The sequence below is a fragment of the Pedobacter sp. Leaf170 genome, from assembly GCF_920984665.1.
Classification (GTDB): Bacteria; Bacteroidota; Bacteroidia; order Sphingobacteriales; family Sphingobacteriaceae; genus Pedobacter.
Map to the genome: position 1 here is coordinate 60,388 of NZ_CAKLBP010000001.1, position 16,660 is coordinate 77,047.

Genomic DNA, 16,660 nt, shown 5'->3' on the forward strand with positions numbered 1-16,660 from the left:
TAGGTCTTATTTAGAATAAGTCCAAATATAAATAATTATATATCAAATTTTAAATTTGTTCTTAGCTCTAAGAATTCCTGATTAGAGATTTTAATATGGATGAATGAGAGAATTTGTAGCTGGTTTAGCCCTCTGAGCGATTCACATGCCAATAGAAATTTTCGGTTAATTATCTGAGCGGACAATAAATCCAAACAGGAACGGACCGCTACAGAAATTTTTAGATACGATTTTTTTAGCGAGTGATTGCTAAGAAGAGATTTTTGAACAATTAATTTGCTAAAAAAAGTCTAAAAATGTTTTGCCGCCTGTGAAGAACATCTGCTCAGATTCCAATTATGCAGCAAAGCCATCTGAGGATAAGTTGAGTACAATGATGGGACGGACCTGTATAGTCGTCATCTAAGAAGTCAAAGTGAAATTATCAAACACAAATCCAATAACGTGTTAAAAGAATTCCATTTAAAGCTGTCACTAGGGAGATCGACTTTTTCGAATCAAATATTTCAATCAAATTAACAGGATTTGTGTTATGAATATATGTTTGAAAAACAATTTATACGGGAAGATGCGAAATTAATTGATAAAAATATCATTCAACTTATGGGTGCACTCGTTTTCGACCTACGTGAATTTAAGGTTTCGATAGGCTTCTGCTCGTCAGGAACCTTATCCATAAACTTTTTGAGTTCAATTCCCGCAAAACTAGAAGAAAATGCCCTTTACATCATTGAAAAACGAATATCAGGCAGTTCTTATAGCGTAAATGTTTTTCTTTCTGGTCATACTTTACAGATACCAGAAAATATTAAGACCAAGCCAGGCATTTGCCTGACAAATTAAAGAAGGAGTATTTTGTGGCACCATCCATATTTATCGAGCCTGGCAAAATAAGTTCGAAACCATGGTTTATCCAACAAAAGTATCTCAAAAAAAATATCAAAAACGCATAGGTTTCTTTGTTGTTTTCGCTTCTTATTTCCGAATCTAATTTGAGCTTGCGGATTGCATCCCTTCTTAGATTTGTCCCATATGTTTTGGATCGAAGTCTAACATCCATTCAATACCATATTTATCTCTGAACATACCAAAATAAGAACCCCATGGACTATTACCAATCGGCATTTCAATTGTTCCGCCGGCTGAAAGTCCGTTGAATAGCTGATCAGCTTCCGCTTTGCTATCTGCACCGATAACGATTTTAGATCTGTTTTCACTTTCATTGACCCGGCCCATGAATTCGGGGACGTCATTGCCCATTAATACATTTTTACCAATCGGCAGCGCAATATGCATAATCTTATGAGCATCTGCTTCTGCAACGGGGTTTCCTGGAATCGATAGGTCTTTATAGCGCATAATTAGTGCGAAATCTCCGCCAAATACTGATTTGTAAAACGTGAATGCTTCTTCTGCATTTCCATTAAAATTAATGTGTGGATTGATAAGTGCCATATTTTTTATTTTAATCAGTCCATAATTGAACTAACCACACAAAAATGCACTTAACTTTAGAAGCGGACACTGTGCAAGAATGACAACAAAAGGGTGATTTACGACAGAATTTATTATATTGTGATGAATAAACTTAGAAAGATGAAACAAGTAAGTATTCTTGTCCCAGAAAGTTCGGTTCTGCAAGCCATAGCAGATCCCCAATATTTATTCTGCGCTGTAAATGAGTTTATGATCATCAATGGAAAAAAACCCCTATTCGAAGTCAAGTTAATAGGTTTGAAAAGATCAGTAACCCTAAATGAAGGTTTGTACACTGTAAATACACACCAGCTCCTCCAGGATGTAAATAAAACCGATTTGGTAATTATTCCTGCTTTATTTGGTGATATGAAATCCGCAGTCGCGAAAAATCAAGAAATGTTGCCCTGGATAATTAACCAATATAAAGACGGCGCAGAAATAGCGTCCTTATGTGTTGGCGCTTTTCTGCTTGCCTCAACAGGATTGCTGGATGGTAAAAGGTGCTCTACCCATTGGGGGTTTCAAAACCAACTCCGGCAGATGTTTCCCAGTGTTAAGGTAGTGAGCGGTAGCATTATTGTCTATAACGCAGGTCACTGGGCCACTCATTTCGCTGCATAGCGGGCCACCCATTTCATTCGTCACTGGGCCAAAAAAAAGGCTTTATTTCGCTGGTCATTGGGCCAGCCTTCCGTTATTAGCTTTCTATAAAACGGAGGTAATCGGGCCAAAATTATTTATTCCGGACTTCTAAAACGGAGGTCAATGGGCCACTTTCCATGATTTATTATAGTCTTGTATCTGAAATAAAAAAGCAGATACATGGCAGGACAACGAATTGATATCATGGAACTTCGCACTTTGATTGCATTAAAGCTAAAGAAATTCAGCAACCGGAAGGTAGCTCTCCTTTTGAAGATTAACCGTAAGACTGTTGATGGGTACATCAAGCGGTTCACCGAACTTGGCATCACCTATGAGGAGCTTTACGAACTTTGTGAATCCGATTTAAATGATCTTTTCACTGAAGAGAGCCAGACTGAGAAACAGCGTTACGAGGAACTTTCCGCTTTATTCCCTTCCTTTAAAAAAGAGTTTACCAAGCCCGGGTGCACCCTTCAGGCGCTTTGGAAGGATTATATAGAAAAGCACCCCAAGGGATATAAATATACCCAGTTTACCCTTCATTACCGCAAATGGAAAAAACTCAATAATCATAGCGGTAAACTGGATCACAAGGCCGGTGAGAAGCTTTACATTGATTTCTGTGGCAAGAAATTAGGATATATTGATAAAGCTACAGGAGAACTTGTGCCTGTTGAGGTATTCGTTGCAGTGCTGCCCTGTAGTCAATATACTTTTGTAAAAGCAGTCCATTCACAAAAGCGGGAAGATCTGATCTGCTGCCTTGATGCATGTCTGCAGTGGATGGGCGGTGCACCACAGGCTATCGTTTCAGATAATCTGAAATCTGCTGTTAGCAAAGGTTCGAAATATGCGCCCATCATCAATAAGACCCTTGCCGATTTCGCCCTCCATTATGGCTGCGCTGTTGATCCTGCCCGTCCGTATCACCCCCAGGATAAGGCCCTTGTGGAGCGGAGCGTGGAACTGGTGTACCAAAGAATCTACTATCCCTTAAGCAAGATTACCTTTTTTGACCTGGATTCACTTAACAAGGCAATCGCTGAGCAGCTTATAGAATACAACAACTACCTTTTCTCCCATGGCGGCGGTACGCGCAGAAGCTATTTTATTGATCTCGAGCGGGATTATCTTTATCGTCTTGCATCAGGAAAATATAGTATTCGTTATTATAAAAGGGCTAAGGTTCAGCGTACTTCGCATATCTTTCTCAGTGAGGACAAAAACTATTACAGCGTTCCATTCAGGTATACCGGAATGTATGTCGAGGTGCAGTATAATCAGGATATTGTTGAGATACTCTATAACCATGTACGTATTGCATCGCATGAACGTAGCTATCGACGCGGCAACTATAAAACCATTGCGGACCATATGCCCTCCACTCATCAGGCTTATGGTCAATGGAGTCCGGAGTACTTCGAGCAGCGGGCAACCCAGGTTGGTCCGGGTACACTAAAGTATATTCAGATGCTGCTGAACCAGTCCCGATATCCTGAAATCGCCTACAAGCAGTCGCTTGGTATCCTTTCCTTTGTCAGGCTATATAGTTCTGAACGACTTGAAAAGGCATGCATGAGAGCATCCACCTACCATAAAGCCTCATTTCATACCGTATCGAATATACTCAAAAACAGACTGGACATGGTGGAAGAAGAAGAAGAAAAAACTGCTTCAACACCTGAACACGGTAATATAAGGGGAGCGGCTAGCTACCATTAATGGAGCATGCTGACTCCCGGCTGGAGCAGAAAAACAAATAAGTGGTAAACTAACATAATCAACCTCAATCAAAATGAATGAACACAACACGGTAGAAAAAATGCGCAGGATGCGCATGAACGCAATGGCATAATTGTATCACAGTAGCCTCACAGATAATCTGTTTCAGGATTATTCCCTGGATAGTTTCTTAAGTATGCTAATAGATGCTGAATGGGAGAACAGGCAAAATAGAAACATCCAGAATCTGATAACCAGAGCCGGATTCAAACAGGCAGCCTCAGCTGCTGATATTGATTATAAAGCTAAAAGGAATCTGGACAGGACAACTTACGAACGGCTGCTTGGACTGAACTTTATCAGTAGAAAGGAAAATGTTATTATCACCGGACCTACCGGTTGCGGAAAGTCATTTCTGGCCCAATGTATTGGCGTAAAGGCATGTCAGTTACTGAATAAAACGATGTACTTTAATACCTCCAGGTTCTTTGACCTTGCAAAGCTAGCCAAGCTTGATGGTACATACCACCGGCTTATCAAAAAGATACAGACAACAGAACTGTTTATACTGGATGACTTTGGACTGGCGACCATTGATCAGGCATCACGTAACGTATTGATGGACGTTGTGGAAGAGCGTCATGAAAAATCATCCACTATAATTGCGACACAGATACCGGTAGCAAATTGGCATGGCCTTATTGGAGAAAGCACAATTGCAGATGCTATTCTTGACCGGATAGTTTTCTCCTCGCACAGGATCGAGCTCGAAGGTGAATCCCTTAGAAAAAATAAACAATTGAGCACTTAAAAAAATCACTTATAATTGTAAAAGGAAAGTGGCCCGTTGATTCCCGAAATGACTGGCCCGCTATGCTCCGAAATCCTTGGCCCATCAATGCCGTTATACACACATTATTACTGAAGAACACCGAATCTATTCTAGTGGAGGTGCAAACTCTTACTGGAACTTATTACTACATTTGATTGAGAAATATACCGACAGGCAAACAGCAATATTGGCATCGAAATATTTTGCAATCGATATTGATAGAGCAAGTCAATCCGCTTTTGCAATGTTTCAGGGGCAAAAACAGACGAGGCCATAAAACGGGCTCAGGAATTTATCGATAACAACATTCAAGAAAAGATAACAGTTGATGAACTGGCAAATCTTACTTCACTAGGGAGAAGAAGTTTTGAAAGACGATTTAAGACCGCAACCAACAATTCTGTTCTGGAATATGTCAACCGGGTAAAAATAGAATCCGCCAAGCGAAGTTTTGAATCTAACCGAAAAAATATCACAGAAGTCATGTACGATGTTGGCTATTCTGATACAAAGGCCTTTCGCTCGATTTTTAAAAAAATTACAGGTCTTACACCCGTAGGGTATAGAAATAAATACAATAAAAGTTTTATTGAACAGGGGGCGGTCTATTGATTTAAAGAGGTGCGGGAACTGGAGGCACTAATGATTTAGGGCCGCAATTCCCACATCCAAGGGTGCGTTGTGGATGTTCTGAAACCTGGAAAAATTCAGGATTGGCACGCGCCATGAATACTGATAATGACTATCAGAATTTATGGCGCGAGCTTTTTTCAAATTTTCAATCCAGTAACGCCCCGTGTTATTTAGATTCATTTAAACCCCTACCTGCTTTATGTTGCAGTTCATCAATTCTCTTTGAAGCTTCAGCTTTAGACAGGTGCTCATTAAACTGCTCACCTGCTTCATCCGACAGCGTTTTTAAGTATGAACTTTGTGCACCTGTCATTGGCTCATCACCAGTTGTCCAGTCATCCGGATTTTTAACCGTATTATCCCCTTTCAGTTTATCACTGTTTTGCTCAGGCCGTTGGTTTTCTTCGTTAATCATATTTATAGGAATTAATTCGAGTAAACAACAATCATCTAAGTCAGAAGTTTGAAAGATTCTTATGAGGAATATTAATTAAGCCTAAGAGAAAAAAATTCTGATTATCCCTTGAAAATACGCTCTAACCTATTTACAGATGAGCTCAATATTGGGATGATCCGCAAAAATTCCCAGAACGATTTCAAAATAAGTCTGTCCAATACCAGCTTCTAATTCTGCGAGTTTCTGCTGATGATAGGTCCTGTTAAAGGGCGAGCCTGGTATCAGCTTTTGCAAATAGTAGGCTTTAGTCGTTTCATAGCCCAAAGTCTGACGGCAAAGCGCAGCGTCAATCCAAATTAACCTTACATGGCGATGAACTTTAAGTATACCAAATCCCCCATACAACAGGTCGTTCAAGCCATCCAGACTTTCTCCTAATTGCCAAGCTTCGTTGAACATCAAAGCCCTGTTAATCTCCTGATAAAATGAAAAGATATTATCTATATTCTTGCCCTCTATTGCAAAGGAAGAGATAGTGGCGTTGTCACCAATACAGTGTTCATCCATAGGTAAATTATAGCTATTTATAATTGATCACTCCACATAAATCCGGCCCACATGATTCAATATTGATTGAAAATCGATATATATTTGAAACTACAGATAAAAACAGGGACCTAAACCCATAAATCAAAAATGCTAAAGGCACATTACCTTTAGCATCTTCAAAATATAAGATCTGAATCAGCAGCTGCATGTAAAGGCTACTGTAGGAATGGCATATTTTACTTCTTTGCAGACAATGATAAACCTATTTCCACATCTTTAGATATTGCCCAGTTTTCAGGGCTTCCTTCAGATTTATAATTAATGCCCCAGGAAGACCGGTCAATAACAAACTTCGCCGTTGCGCTTACTGCTGTCTTAGTGATTTCCACTTTCGCCGGAAAAGTCACATTAAGGGTACTGTCTTTAAGAGTTAAGTTCCCGCTAATAAGGTAATTTGGGTCTGCAATCAATGCGGATTTTTTATCTCCTTTGAAAGGTTCCACCTTCGTAATAATAAATTTCGCAGTTGGCATTCTAGCTGTATCGAAAAAATCAGGACTTTTCAGGTGACCTTCAAGGTCCGTTGATTTCTTATCTTTCTCCGTCACTGAAGCGGGATCCACGTAAAGGGCATTCATGTTGATCATGAATTCACCGCTGGTCAAAGCCTCCTTTTCTACCGAAAGGCTACCGCTACTCACACCAATTGTGCCCCACCTTGGCGCAAGTCCACCTTTATGGGTTGCCTTCCAGCTTACCATAGTTGCAGCAGTATCTATATTAAGTACTTCACCGCTTTGTGAAGCCGCTGTCTGCTCGGTAGTGGTTTTCGCTGAATCACTGCTTTGACCTCCGCATGATGCCAAGAGGAAAAGCGCAGGGAGCGCCACGATAAAGATTTTTGTTTTCATAATTTCTGAATTTTAGTTAACAAGGTTATTTTATTATCCAAACAAAGTTAAAAACTCTGCCCAAAGAAGATATTGATGTATGTTAATTATTTTCACTCATAAACTGAAAACCAGCCATCCTCATTTGGGAGTATGTGCTTTCATGGGAGCAAAATCTACCCTGCTTAGATGTCAACGATTAAATCCGCTCGAGAGCACAGCAGATACCCTGGAGTCTTCCTTTGCCAATGACTGTTTACCTTTATTTTTGCCTATCTCAAGCCTACGGGCTGTTTCATCGTCATAAATGGGCTATTTATCTACTCATTATATCTTAAGCTATTTTCATGATAATGATTTGAATATATAGGTCATAAAATTCTAGCATTTAAAAATAAGTTTCAATAACTTATCTTTAGATTAGCTATAGGGATTTCAAAGCTGAAGATGGAGCCTTTATCCACTTCGCTCTCTGCCCAAATGTTACCCCCATGCCCTCGGATAATTTCTGCAGAAAGATATAGCCCTATTCCAAATCCGGACACCGTTGAAGTACGGTTGCTTTCTACCCTGAAAAAACGTTCAAACAAGTGTGGAAGATCTTGTTGAGGAATCCCTATACCCCTATCCTTAATACTAAAAACAAAGCGATGTTCATCGATAGTGCAGTCAATTGTGATCAGGGAGCCGATAGGCGAATATTTTATCGCATTACTAATCAGGTTATTAATTACATGCCCCAGTTTTACCGGGTCTACAGTGATGTAAACAGATTTATCGCATAAGTATTGTATGTGATGCGTCTCGTCAATAGCTTGGAATTCTTTAATTACCCCCTCAACCAGCTGTTGCGCATCAGTTTTTTGAAAATCTAAACGTAATTTGCCGTTCTCCAGACGCGAGAGGTTTAAAAATCCATCAATCATCTCCGTCATTTTAAGTACTTGCCTTTCTGCTCCATCCAACGCCTGGGTAGCAAATGGAATCGCTAACGCTTTTGCTTTAAGTTGCAGTACCTGAATGTAAGCTTTCATGGAAGTTAATGGCGTTTTAAGCTCATGGCTGACAATGGCTATGAAATCACTTTTCCTTTGTTCCTCTTCCTTAAGCGCATGAATGTCAGTTGCAGAACCTACCCACATCGTAATCTGTTGGTCTTCATCCAGGATGGGCGATGATACATATAAATGCCAGATGTAAGTTCCATGGATATTTTTAAACCGAATCTCTGAACTAAATGCTTTTCCTGATTGAGCTGCCCTATCCAAGCCCTTTTGAAGTAAGACAAGATCATCAGGATGAATAAGTTCCTGATAGCCAGAGGCCCTCATTTGTTCAAAATCTAAGCCCGAGAAATCCAGCCAATGCTGATTAAAAAATGTTACTTCACCATTTGGAAGCGCATTATATATCTTCGCAGGAATCAGATCTGAAAGTTTCTTAAAATGTTGCTCACTTTTTTCTACAACTCTTCTGGCATGTACCTGTTCAGTTACATCTGAGGCAACAACCAGAATGTCTGTTACCTGTTCGCTATGGTCTTTTATCGGTTGGTAAACCATATTGAAAAAAATCTCCTTCATAAAACCCTCATGTTCAAGCATAGCGCGTATTTCGCTTGCATGTATTGGCTGCCCAGATGTAAAAACGTTATCCAACATCCCCAAAAAAGGTTGACCTTTTATTTCTGGTAGCGCCAGCGCCAAGGGTAATCCAATGATACGGTCGGTTTTGCCCCAAACTTCCAGAATTTTTTCATTTGCTGTTTCCACTATCAGTTCCCTGCTCCTTAAAATACCAATAGCAACCGGAGCCTTCTCAATAAAGAACTTAAACCTCGCCTCGCTAGCGGAAAGCTTAGCATTCAAATTATGTAGGGATTCATTAAGCACAGTTGACTCCTTTAAGTACTTGTCCAATAGTCGATTTTGATTCACTCTTTCAGTGATTTCAAATGACATAACCAGAACTCCGTTACGGTTTCCCTGCTCACCATAAAGGGGTTGGTAAGTGTAGTCCACAAAAGTCTCCCTAATATGACCGTCTTCCATGGTAAATAGTACCGGACTTTCTTTTACATCGATAACCTCGCCAGTATCAATGACCTTCCTGAGCTGGGCAGCAAAGGGCTGCTCGGCAAGATCTGGCAAAATATCAAGAAATTTTTTCCCAACAACTTCTTCACTTGTCTTGTTCCAGTATTTAAGGTTACTCTCATTAATCATCTCCACAATTAGATCATAACCTCGTATCACAACTATTGAGGCCGGAAGCATATTGATTATCAGATTCAGATTAAGATTTGCCTCATTTAATTTATTCTGTGATGAAGACAGCTTCCGGTGAGCAGCCATAAGTTCATCGTTAACCTTTTCAGCTACCTGTGTGCTATTACTAAGCTCAAGTGAAAGCTGATTTTTCTCTTCTTGCTGTGCTTTATAAAGGGTAACATCACGTGTAACACCTGAAATTGCAATTACTTTATGAGTATGATCAAATACGGGAGTCAGGATATAATCATATACCCGTTTACCCAGGCTGGCATGTGGAAAGTCGACTTCTCCTCTTATGGGCTTTCCGGTCTTAATAATTTCATCAATTTCTCGTTCGTGCATTTCCGCATGCCAAGTTTCGTATCCATTTTCGATTAAAGACCTTCCAATTGCCTCCTCCCAGCTTTTACCCCACATCTCGAGCAGTGCTTTATTGGCATAACTAAAGCGGTAGTCAAGCTGAAACACATATATCAAATCAGGCGTTGTGGAGGTGATAGTGTCAAATAAAATCTGCTGCTCTTCTGCTTTACGAAGGGTCAATTGCACCGCAGTCTCTGCCTCTTTTTTCCCGCTGATATTTCTAGTAGTGCCAAACCATTCTAAAACTTCACCTGATTCATCCCGGATCGGGAGAATTGTGGTTTTTGACCAGCCTATAGAATCATCCTCTTGCATTACCCTGTGTTCAAACTCGAATTTGTGCTGCGCATTTAACGCTTTACTAAAATGCTCATTGAACGCATCAATATCATCAATATGAATATGCCTCTGGCGCCAATCAACATAACTTTCGCAGACTAGTAGGGGTAGTGAAGTTACATTAAGATCATGTCTTGACTGACCGTCTGGACTGAGGTAAAAAGCAAAATCAGCAGAATCACATAAGAGTGCAGCAAGACGACGCTCGCTAGAAATGGCAGGGTTCATATATAATTTTTGTCGGACAAATACGCTTGTAGGTTATTTATAACGATTTTTATTCCATAAATGTTCGGTAATAAATTTAATTAATTTTCGGGATTTGCCAGATTAATGTGGTTTCAGTTATACAGTAAGGTTAATCAAAGTAGAAAACTATACCCTCCAGAAGGCTTAAAGAGGGCGTCTACCAGAGTATATACTGGCCCGCTCGGCGTAAGCCAGAAGAAACAATTATTCAATGCGCATTCCGAAGCCCAAGCAACAGTTGGAGTTAAGTTAACTCATAATCATGATAACTCATTTTTCCCAATAATGTATCATCAAATAAGGATTCACTTGTTATATTTATGGGTAATAGTTAAAAACTATATTCATCATCATGAAATATCCAAAATCCAAAATCACGCTGCCCTTTTCGTTGCTGTGCATACTTCTGTTTTTATTCACTGCCCTGAAAGCTGGTGCGCAGTTATTTAGCCAGGATAGTTTAAAACTCATTTCCCGTCAGTTTTCTTTCACAGAAGGCCCATCAGTTAATCCAGCGGGCTATATCTTTTTTACCGACCAGCCAAATAATCAGATCTGGAAATATGATCTAAACGGTAAACTTTCCCTGTTTATGGATAATGCTGGCCGGGCAAACGGAACATACATCAATAGAAATGGCCAGCTACTTATCTGTGCGGATGAGAACAATGAATTGTGGTCTGTTGATAAAAATAAAAAAATAAAAATATTGCTATGCACTATAGATGGTAAGAAACCCAACGGACCGAATGACCTCTGGGCTGATAAATTTGGTGGGATATATTTTACAGACCCCTATTACCAGCGGAATTACTGGTCCAGGCAAAAGCCGGAAATAGAAGGACAGAAAGTGTATTACCTGCCCCCGGGCAGACACCATAAAGCGAGAGTCGCAGCTGAGGAGGTCAGCAAACCAAATGGTATTGTGAGTTCATCCGATGGTCGGTACCTTTATGTATCCGATATTGGTGGGGCAAAAATATATTGTTATTCCATAGGTAAAAAAGGTATGCTATATGGCCAGAAACTCTTTGTCAATCATCGTGCTGATGGTATTACCCTTGATGAGCAAGGAAATTTATATCTTGCAGCCGATGGGGTTACCATATTTAATTCAAAAGGCATAAAGATTGGACAAATAGTAATCAAAGAATCATGGACAAGTAATGTATGTTTTGGCGGAAAAAACCATAATGAGCTTTTCATTACCGCTTCGACCGCCATTTATACCATTCCTATTCGGGTCAGTGGCATCGAATAACTGCTTAACCTTCAGCGATTATTTTTTTGCAAAAAAACTGACCTCCTGAATCCATGAAGGGAATACCCACTTGATTTTTATCACCGTCCTCACCATCCACCAAATGTGAACAACATCAAATTTACACTATTAATGACGATTGGGTTTTGACTGAATACGACTTCTTCGAAGTCTTTTAAGTTGTCCAAGGTGTTCGGTAGGAATATTATCGCCTAAAAGCTTACCCCAAGGTTTAAGTCCATCAATCCGGTCAAAAATGATTTTCAGTACCGCAATAAAAGGAATGGATAGAAACATCCCCGGAACCCCCCACACGGCGGCACCCATTAGTACAATAATTATCGAAATAAGTGCATTAATCTGAACCTTCGAGGAGACTATTTTTGGCACCAATAAGTTATTGTCGATAAACTGAATCAGTGCATAGGCTGCTACAATTAACAGCTGGGTAGTATAGCCATCGAAACTAACCGTTGCCATTAGTACCGGCAAAGCAATCGCAATGATTCCACCGATGTAGGGAATCAGGTTCAATATGGCGCCAATAACCCCAATCAATATCGCATTTGGCACACCCAGCACCAATAGCGCGCAGGAGTTCATGACCGCAACAATTCCTGTTTCAATCAGTAAACCAACAATATAGCTCTGTATGGCTGCTTTGGTTTCGGCTAAAATCTCAGCCACTTTCTGTTGGTTCTCACTAGAGAAAACCTCGTATAAGAAATTCAGAATCAGCGTTTTATACAGCATAATGAGAAATGTGTATACAGGAATAAGGAAAACAACACTCAGTACCCCTAAGGCCCCGTTTAAAGTCTGACCGATTACCGCCTTGCTGTTGCTGGCCGCTTCATTAACCATTTCTATTTGTTTTTTGGCACCTATCCCAAAGGTTTTTTCCAGCCAGGTTTGAGCATTATCCAGCAATGCAGAAAATTTTTGCTTCATCGCATCCACATTATCGAAAAAATGCGCTATCTGTGAAGACAAAAAATAGGCAATACCTGCGACGACCAATATCGCAATAAGCATCGCAATAATGATGGAAACAATTTTCGGAAGTTTTTTTTCCAACCTCACCGATAATGGATTGAGCAGTATAGCAATCAGGGCTGCAAATGCAAGTGGTACCAGAATATCTCTTAACACACTTAAAATAAAAACAGCAATCACTAAACCCAGCATAATCACTGGGGCCTTGATGTAAAATGGAAATTCTTTCTTCATTGGTTTTTGGATAGCTAAAAATTACTCGAAAAATTTATTGATGGATTCACAACTATTATATTAACTTCTTATTATCCGGCTGATTGTAGGCCATCCTATTGGGGATACATTCTGCACACATAAAACAAATTGTACTAATTATAAAAATCTTCATGACCAATTGCCTGAACGCCAAACACCAGCATTAAATGTTACCAATAAGCTGAGGGAAAACTTTTCAGAAATTTTCTTGACTGACCGGGAAGCCTGGTGGGCCGTATTGAGTTTCCGTACTCCACTTCCTGGTGGTACTATCTTGTGCATATTGGATTAAAAAAGATTGAAAAATTTCTTGGCGTTCATTCCCATCTGCCAAAGCCCCCGCTTACCGGAAATTAGACTTAAAACTCAATTTGACCCTAATTGTTTTTGTTTCAAAAATTATACTTGGCCCCCTTTACATGTTCAATGAAAAAACAAGAAATTCGATGTACAAATCAATTGCTCTGGAAAGGATTGAACAGATAAAATATTTTTAGGCAAAGTCTATCAAAACTGGAATGTTTCTCGCCTATCCGATATCGTTTCAACCATATCACACAGGTTTATTTACTATCCTTCTTAGAAAGAGCAGTATGATGTAGAAATAAACACTCCAGCTTATAATTAAAAAGCTGATAAATACCAAACGACCCGAAAGCAAATCTGGCTCATATACAACTGTTCAAATATTATATTTTTTAGTAATTTAGATTTAGCGCAGCGCGCTAACAACATGCGGATTAATTACGAGAATGGGCATGGCTTAATTTAAGGAACTATATGAAGATAGAACTTATAACGATTGGCCATTTCTGCACAGAATTATAACATTATTATGGGAAAATTTTTCAACCAGTTACTTGATAAGCACATCGCATTCATCGAAAAACAGAAAATATTTTTTACCGCTTCGGCTCCCTTGGGCAGCCAAGGCCATGTTAACCTTTCCCCTAAAGGATTAGATTCATTCCGCGTGCTTGGTGAAAATAAAGTTGCCTACATGGATTTGGTTGGAAGTGGCAATGAAACCTCTGCGCACTTACTTGAGAACGGACGACTGACCATCATGTTTTGCGCCTTTGAAGGACCACCAAACATACTCCGTTTATACTGCAAAGGAACAACTGTTTTGCCCAGTGATAAGCAATGGGCAGCACTTTCTGAAAACTTTAATTTACAAATGGGTACCCGGCAAATTATTCTGGCTGACGTGTTTGAAGTCCAGACATCATGTGGATTCAGTGTTCCATATTATGATTATGCCGGAGAGCGGAGCCAAGCACAAAAATGGGCAGAAAATAAAGGTGAGGAAGGTCTAGAACAATATAAACAGGAAAAAAATAGATTAAGCCTCGATAAACTACCGACCGCTTTGTTCTGATAATGAAAACATAGCAAAGCAAAGTTCATTTCCGGTATTTCTCCTTTAAAATCTCTTACAAACCTTTCAAACCATTTGTAGAAGCTATCCTACACTAATACCAGCCCGATTCGCTTCAAACGTCCACCAGAATAGTTGAAGAAAATCGTTGCGCTTTCAGGCAAGCGCCACGATGAAATAATTAGTGTGTAAGGAAGCATTTATAAATGGATACAAGTACAGCTAAAGCAATACGCAGCTCACCAACCATTCGTTCTTAAAAAGCGACCTATATTAATTTATCTGGCGTTATTGGTAATTTTCGAATGCGTTTTCCTGTAGCGTTAAATATTGCATTAGCAATGGCTGCGGCCACACCAACAATACCGACTTCACCAATACCCTTGACACCCATTTTATTAGGGATTTTATCCTCTTCATTAATAAAAATCGCATCTAGTTTTCCAACATCCAAATTTGCTGGCACATGGTAATCTCCAAAGGAACGTGTTGCAAAATTACCCCATCTGGGATCCATTACCGACTCCTCACTAAGGGCCATCCCAATACCCCAGACATTACCACCTATAATCTGAGAACGGGCAGTTTTAGGGTTAAGGATCTTTCCGGCGCCTGTGACCGCTAAAAACCGCGTTACTTTTACCATTCCGGTTAGCGCATTCACTCTAACTTCCGCAAAATTCGCATTGAAACTGTGTGCAGAATATTGCTCTGCTTCTTTTGGCGCCTTCGCATCCACTCTGGTTTGATAATTTTTGATGTTTTCTGAGACAATTAGCTGGTATGCCGTTGGCCGGATGAAAAACTGTTTAGCTGACCTAGCTAAAAGTTCATCCGTGATTTTCGTGCAGGCGTCATTAACCGCATTTGCAAAACTAGCCGCTCCAACAGAACCAACAGAGCCTGCAGCGGGTGGCAAGTCAGAGTCACCGAGTTTAACTGTGACATGAACTAAAGGGATCCCTAATCCGTCGGCTGCAGTTTGAGCAAGAATGGTGTTGGTACCTGTTCCTAAATCTGAGGCTGCAATTTCTACAATGGCAAAGACATTTTCTCCGGATTTTGTTAACTTAATTACCGCTGAACTGTCTCTTTGCCTGGCAGGATAAGTGCCGCAGGCAACGCCATAGCCAATTAGATCATCACCCACCCTGTTACTGCCAGGAACTACTTTTCTGTTAGCCCAGCCGAAGGCTTTCGCCCCTTCTCTGAGACACTCTACTGTTTTTCTGGATGACCAGGGCTTGCCGTTAGAAGGGTCTTTCTGCGGTTCGTTTTTTATCCTGAGTTCAATTGGGTCCATCTGCAGTTTATAAGCCAATTCATCCATGGCTGATTCTAAGGCGAAACTTCCGGTTGACTTTCCAGGCCCGCGGGTATAGGTCGGCAGCATCATGTGCATTGGGGCAACTTTGTAAGAAATCAGGGCATTTGGAACCTCGTACATAACCTTCGAACAATCCCCACAGGGTTCTAAGAACTCACTGTCTATTGCAGTTTGCGTGGTAGTTTCGTGTACAAGACTAATTAACTTACCATCTTTTGATGCCCCCAGACTAATTCTTTGAATGTTTTGCTGCCGCAGTCCAACCGAATTAAACATCTGCTGGCGTGTTAAAGCCAGTTTTACCGGCCGGCTAACGACCTTGGCAGCTACCGCGGTCAGGATCAGGTTAGCCCACTGGCCACCTTTCGAGCCAAAACCTCCACCTATAAAAGGAGATACAATTCTCACCTGCTCAGGTTTTAAATTCAGTGTTTCTGCTGCAGCAGCCTGTGCACCATTAATAATTTGGGAACCGTTATATAAAACAACCTTATCCCCCTCCCAAACCGCAATCGTCGAATGTGGCTCCATGGGATGGTGGTGTTCAATTGGTGTTTCATAGACTTCTTCCAGCTTAACTGCCGAAGTATCCAACATGCCTAGCGCATCACCCCGAATCAGATCAGCCAATTCTTTACCCCTTGGCGCGCCTGCTGATGTAGCTAATTTTTCAAAATCAGTTTTACCTTCTTTTTTCTGATAATCAACTTTTATTAAATGGGCGGCATGCCTAGCCTGTTCAAAGGTTTCGGCAACAACCACACCGATATGCTGACCATAGAAGAGGATTTCCGGGCTTTGTAATAGGGCTCCGCCCCGAATCCCACCTTTTTCGTTTAGTCTTGGAGCGTTTTTATGGGTGATTACAGCCAGTACCCCATTTGCCTGCTCGGCTGATGTGGTATCTAAATTTACAATCGTTCCCGAAGCAATTGTACTTTTAAAAATGACCGCAAAGGCCATGTTCTTGATAGGATAATCTGTTGCATACGTAGCTTTGCCTGTTATTTTTAAAATCCCATCAATCCTGTTAACGGCTTTACCAATCGATTTATTTTTTTCTTCCATG

Annotated in this window: 13 protein-coding genes and 1 pseudogene; 7 read left to right on the plus strand and 7 right to left on the minus strand. The window is 40.4% G+C overall.

What is annotated here, in order from left to right:
• Positions 1-540 precede the first annotated feature (540 nt).
• Positions 541-843: a hypothetical protein gene (locus LUA90_RS00220; RefSeq protein WP_231460300.1), complete on the plus strand. Its 303-nt coding sequence runs from the start codon at positions 541-543 to the stop codon at positions 841-843.
• A 174-nt stretch (positions 844-1,017) separates the two neighbouring features.
• Here the strand turns inward: LUA90_RS00220 and LUA90_RS00225 are convergent, their stop codons facing one another.
• Positions 1,018-1,455 (minus strand): VOC family protein, encoded by a 438-nt coding sequence (locus LUA90_RS00225; RefSeq protein WP_231460299.1) that lies wholly within the window; start codon positions 1,453-1,455, stop codon positions 1,018-1,020.
• 141 nt (positions 1,456-1,596) lie between these two features.
• Between LUA90_RS00225 and LUA90_RS00230 the strand changes: the two genes are divergently transcribed.
• The 4 genes and pseudogenes from LUA90_RS00230 to LUA90_RS00245 all read left to right on the plus strand — a co-directional run.
• A complete protein-coding gene (locus LUA90_RS00230; protein ID WP_231489726.1) occupies positions 1,597-2,100 on the plus strand; it encodes a DJ-1/PfpI family protein in 504 nt (167 codons plus the stop codon).
• Between the two features lie 201 nt (positions 2,101-2,301).
• Positions 2,302-3,846 carry an IS21 family transposase gene (gene istA / locus LUA90_RS00235; protein ID WP_231489727.1) on the plus strand — a complete coding sequence of 515 codons (1,545 nt, stop codon included), beginning with the start codon at positions 2,302-2,304 and terminating at the stop codon, positions 3,844-3,846.
• Between the two features lie 133 nt (positions 3,847-3,979).
• Complete coding sequence (gene istB, locus LUA90_RS00240) at positions 3,980-4,657, plus strand: IS21-like element helper ATPase IstB (RefSeq protein ID WP_255717522.1); 678 nt, start codon at positions 3,980-3,982, stop codon at positions 4,655-4,657.
• Between the two features lie 103 nt (positions 4,658-4,760).
• Positions 4,761-5,290: pseudogene (locus tag LUA90_RS00245) on the plus strand (GlxA family transcriptional regulator); the annotation flags it as partial.
• 187 nt (positions 5,291-5,477) lie between these two features.
• On the opposite strand, the gene LUA90_RS00250 reads toward LUA90_RS00245, so the two are convergent.
• From LUA90_RS00250 to LUA90_RS00265, 4 genes are all read right to left on the minus strand, one after another.
• Entirely contained in the window at positions 5,478-5,726 is a 249-nt protein-coding gene (locus tag LUA90_RS00250) for a DUF3072 domain-containing protein (protein WP_231489729.1), read from the minus strand.
• Positions 5,727-5,852: 126 nt separating this feature from the next.
• Positions 5,853-6,275 (minus strand): ribonuclease inhibitor, encoded by a 423-nt coding sequence (locus tag LUA90_RS00255; protein WP_231489730.1) that lies wholly within the window; start codon positions 6,273-6,275, stop codon positions 5,853-5,855.
• Between the two features lie 218 nt (positions 6,276-6,493).
• Positions 6,494-7,168 (minus strand): YceI family protein, encoded by a 675-nt coding sequence (locus tag LUA90_RS00260; RefSeq protein WP_231489731.1) that lies wholly within the window; start codon positions 7,166-7,168, stop codon positions 6,494-6,496.
• Positions 7,169-7,548: 380 nt separating this feature from the next.
• Positions 7,549-10,350 (minus strand): PAS domain-containing protein, encoded by a 2,802-nt coding sequence (locus LUA90_RS00265; RefSeq protein WP_231489732.1) that lies wholly within the window; start codon positions 10,348-10,350, stop codon positions 7,549-7,551.
• 373 nt (positions 10,351-10,723) lie between these two features.
• Here LUA90_RS00265 and LUA90_RS00270 point away from each other — a divergent pair, with 373 nt between their 5' ends.
• Positions 10,724-11,632: an SMP-30/gluconolactonase/LRE family protein gene (locus LUA90_RS00270; protein WP_231489733.1), complete on the plus strand. Its 909-nt coding sequence runs from the start codon at positions 10,724-10,726 to the stop codon at positions 11,630-11,632.
• A gap of 129 nt (positions 11,633-11,761) precedes the next feature.
• Here the strand turns inward: LUA90_RS00270 and LUA90_RS00275 are convergent, their stop codons facing one another.
• Entirely contained in the window at positions 11,762-12,862 is a 1,101-nt protein-coding gene (locus tag LUA90_RS00275) for an AI-2E family transporter (protein ID WP_231460292.1), read from the minus strand.
• An 856-nt stretch (positions 12,863-13,718) separates the two neighbouring features.
• On the opposite strand from LUA90_RS00275, the gene LUA90_RS00280 reads away from it, so the two are divergent.
• On the plus strand, positions 13,719-14,264 hold the full coding sequence (locus LUA90_RS00280) for a pyridoxamine 5'-phosphate oxidase family protein (protein WP_231489734.1): 546 nt from the start codon (positions 13,719-13,721) through the stop codon (positions 14,262-14,264).
• A 268-nt stretch (positions 14,265-14,532) separates the two neighbouring features.
• Here the strand turns inward: LUA90_RS00280 and LUA90_RS00285 are convergent, their stop codons facing one another.
• A complete protein-coding gene (locus LUA90_RS00285; protein WP_231489735.1) occupies positions 14,533-16,659 on the minus strand; it encodes a xanthine dehydrogenase family protein molybdopterin-binding subunit in 2,127 nt (708 codons plus the stop codon).
• Position 16,660 lies beyond the last annotated feature (1 nt).

Coding starts and splice junctions, on each gene's coding strand:
- istA (WP_231489727.1), top strand. CDS start 2,302: ATGGCAGGACAACGAATTGATATCATGGAACTTCGCACTTTGATTGCA.
- LUA90_RS00270 (WP_231489733.1), top strand. CDS start 10,724: ATGAAATATCCAAAATCCAAAATCACGCTGCCCTTTTCGTTGCTGTGC.
- LUA90_RS00260 (WP_231489731.1), bottom strand. CDS start 7,168: ATGAAAACAAAAATCTTTATCGTGGCGCTCCCTGCGCTTTTCCTCTTG.
- LUA90_RS00225 (WP_231460299.1), bottom strand. CDS start 1,455: ATGGCACTTATCAATCCACACATTAATTTTAATGGAAATGCAGAAGAA.
- LUA90_RS00250 (WP_231489729.1), bottom strand. CDS start 5,726: ATGATTAACGAAGAAAACCAACGGCCTGAGCAAAACAGTGATAAACTG.
- LUA90_RS00285 (WP_231489735.1), bottom strand. CDS start 16,659: ATGGAAGAAAAAAATAAATCGATTGGTAAAGCCGTTAACAGGATTGAT.
- LUA90_RS00280 (WP_231489734.1), top strand. CDS start 13,719: ATGGGAAAATTTTTCAACCAGTTACTTGATAAGCACATCGCATTCATC.
- LUA90_RS00275 (WP_231460292.1), bottom strand. CDS start 12,862: ATGAAGAAAGAATTTCCATTTTACATCAAGGCCCCAGTGATTATGCTG.
- LUA90_RS00230 (WP_231489726.1), top strand. CDS start 1,597: ATGAAACAAGTAAGTATTCTTGTCCCAGAAAGTTCGGTTCTGCAAGCC.
- LUA90_RS00265 (WP_231489732.1), bottom strand. CDS start 10,350: ATGAACCCTGCCATTTCTAGCGAGCGTCGTCTTGCTGCACTCTTATGT.
- LUA90_RS00220 (WP_231460300.1), top strand. CDS start 541: ATGTTTGAAAAACAATTTATACGGGAAGATGCGAAATTAATTGATAAA.
- LUA90_RS00255 (WP_231489730.1), bottom strand. CDS start 6,275: ATGGATGAACACTGTATTGGTGACAACGCCACTATCTCTTCCTTTGCA.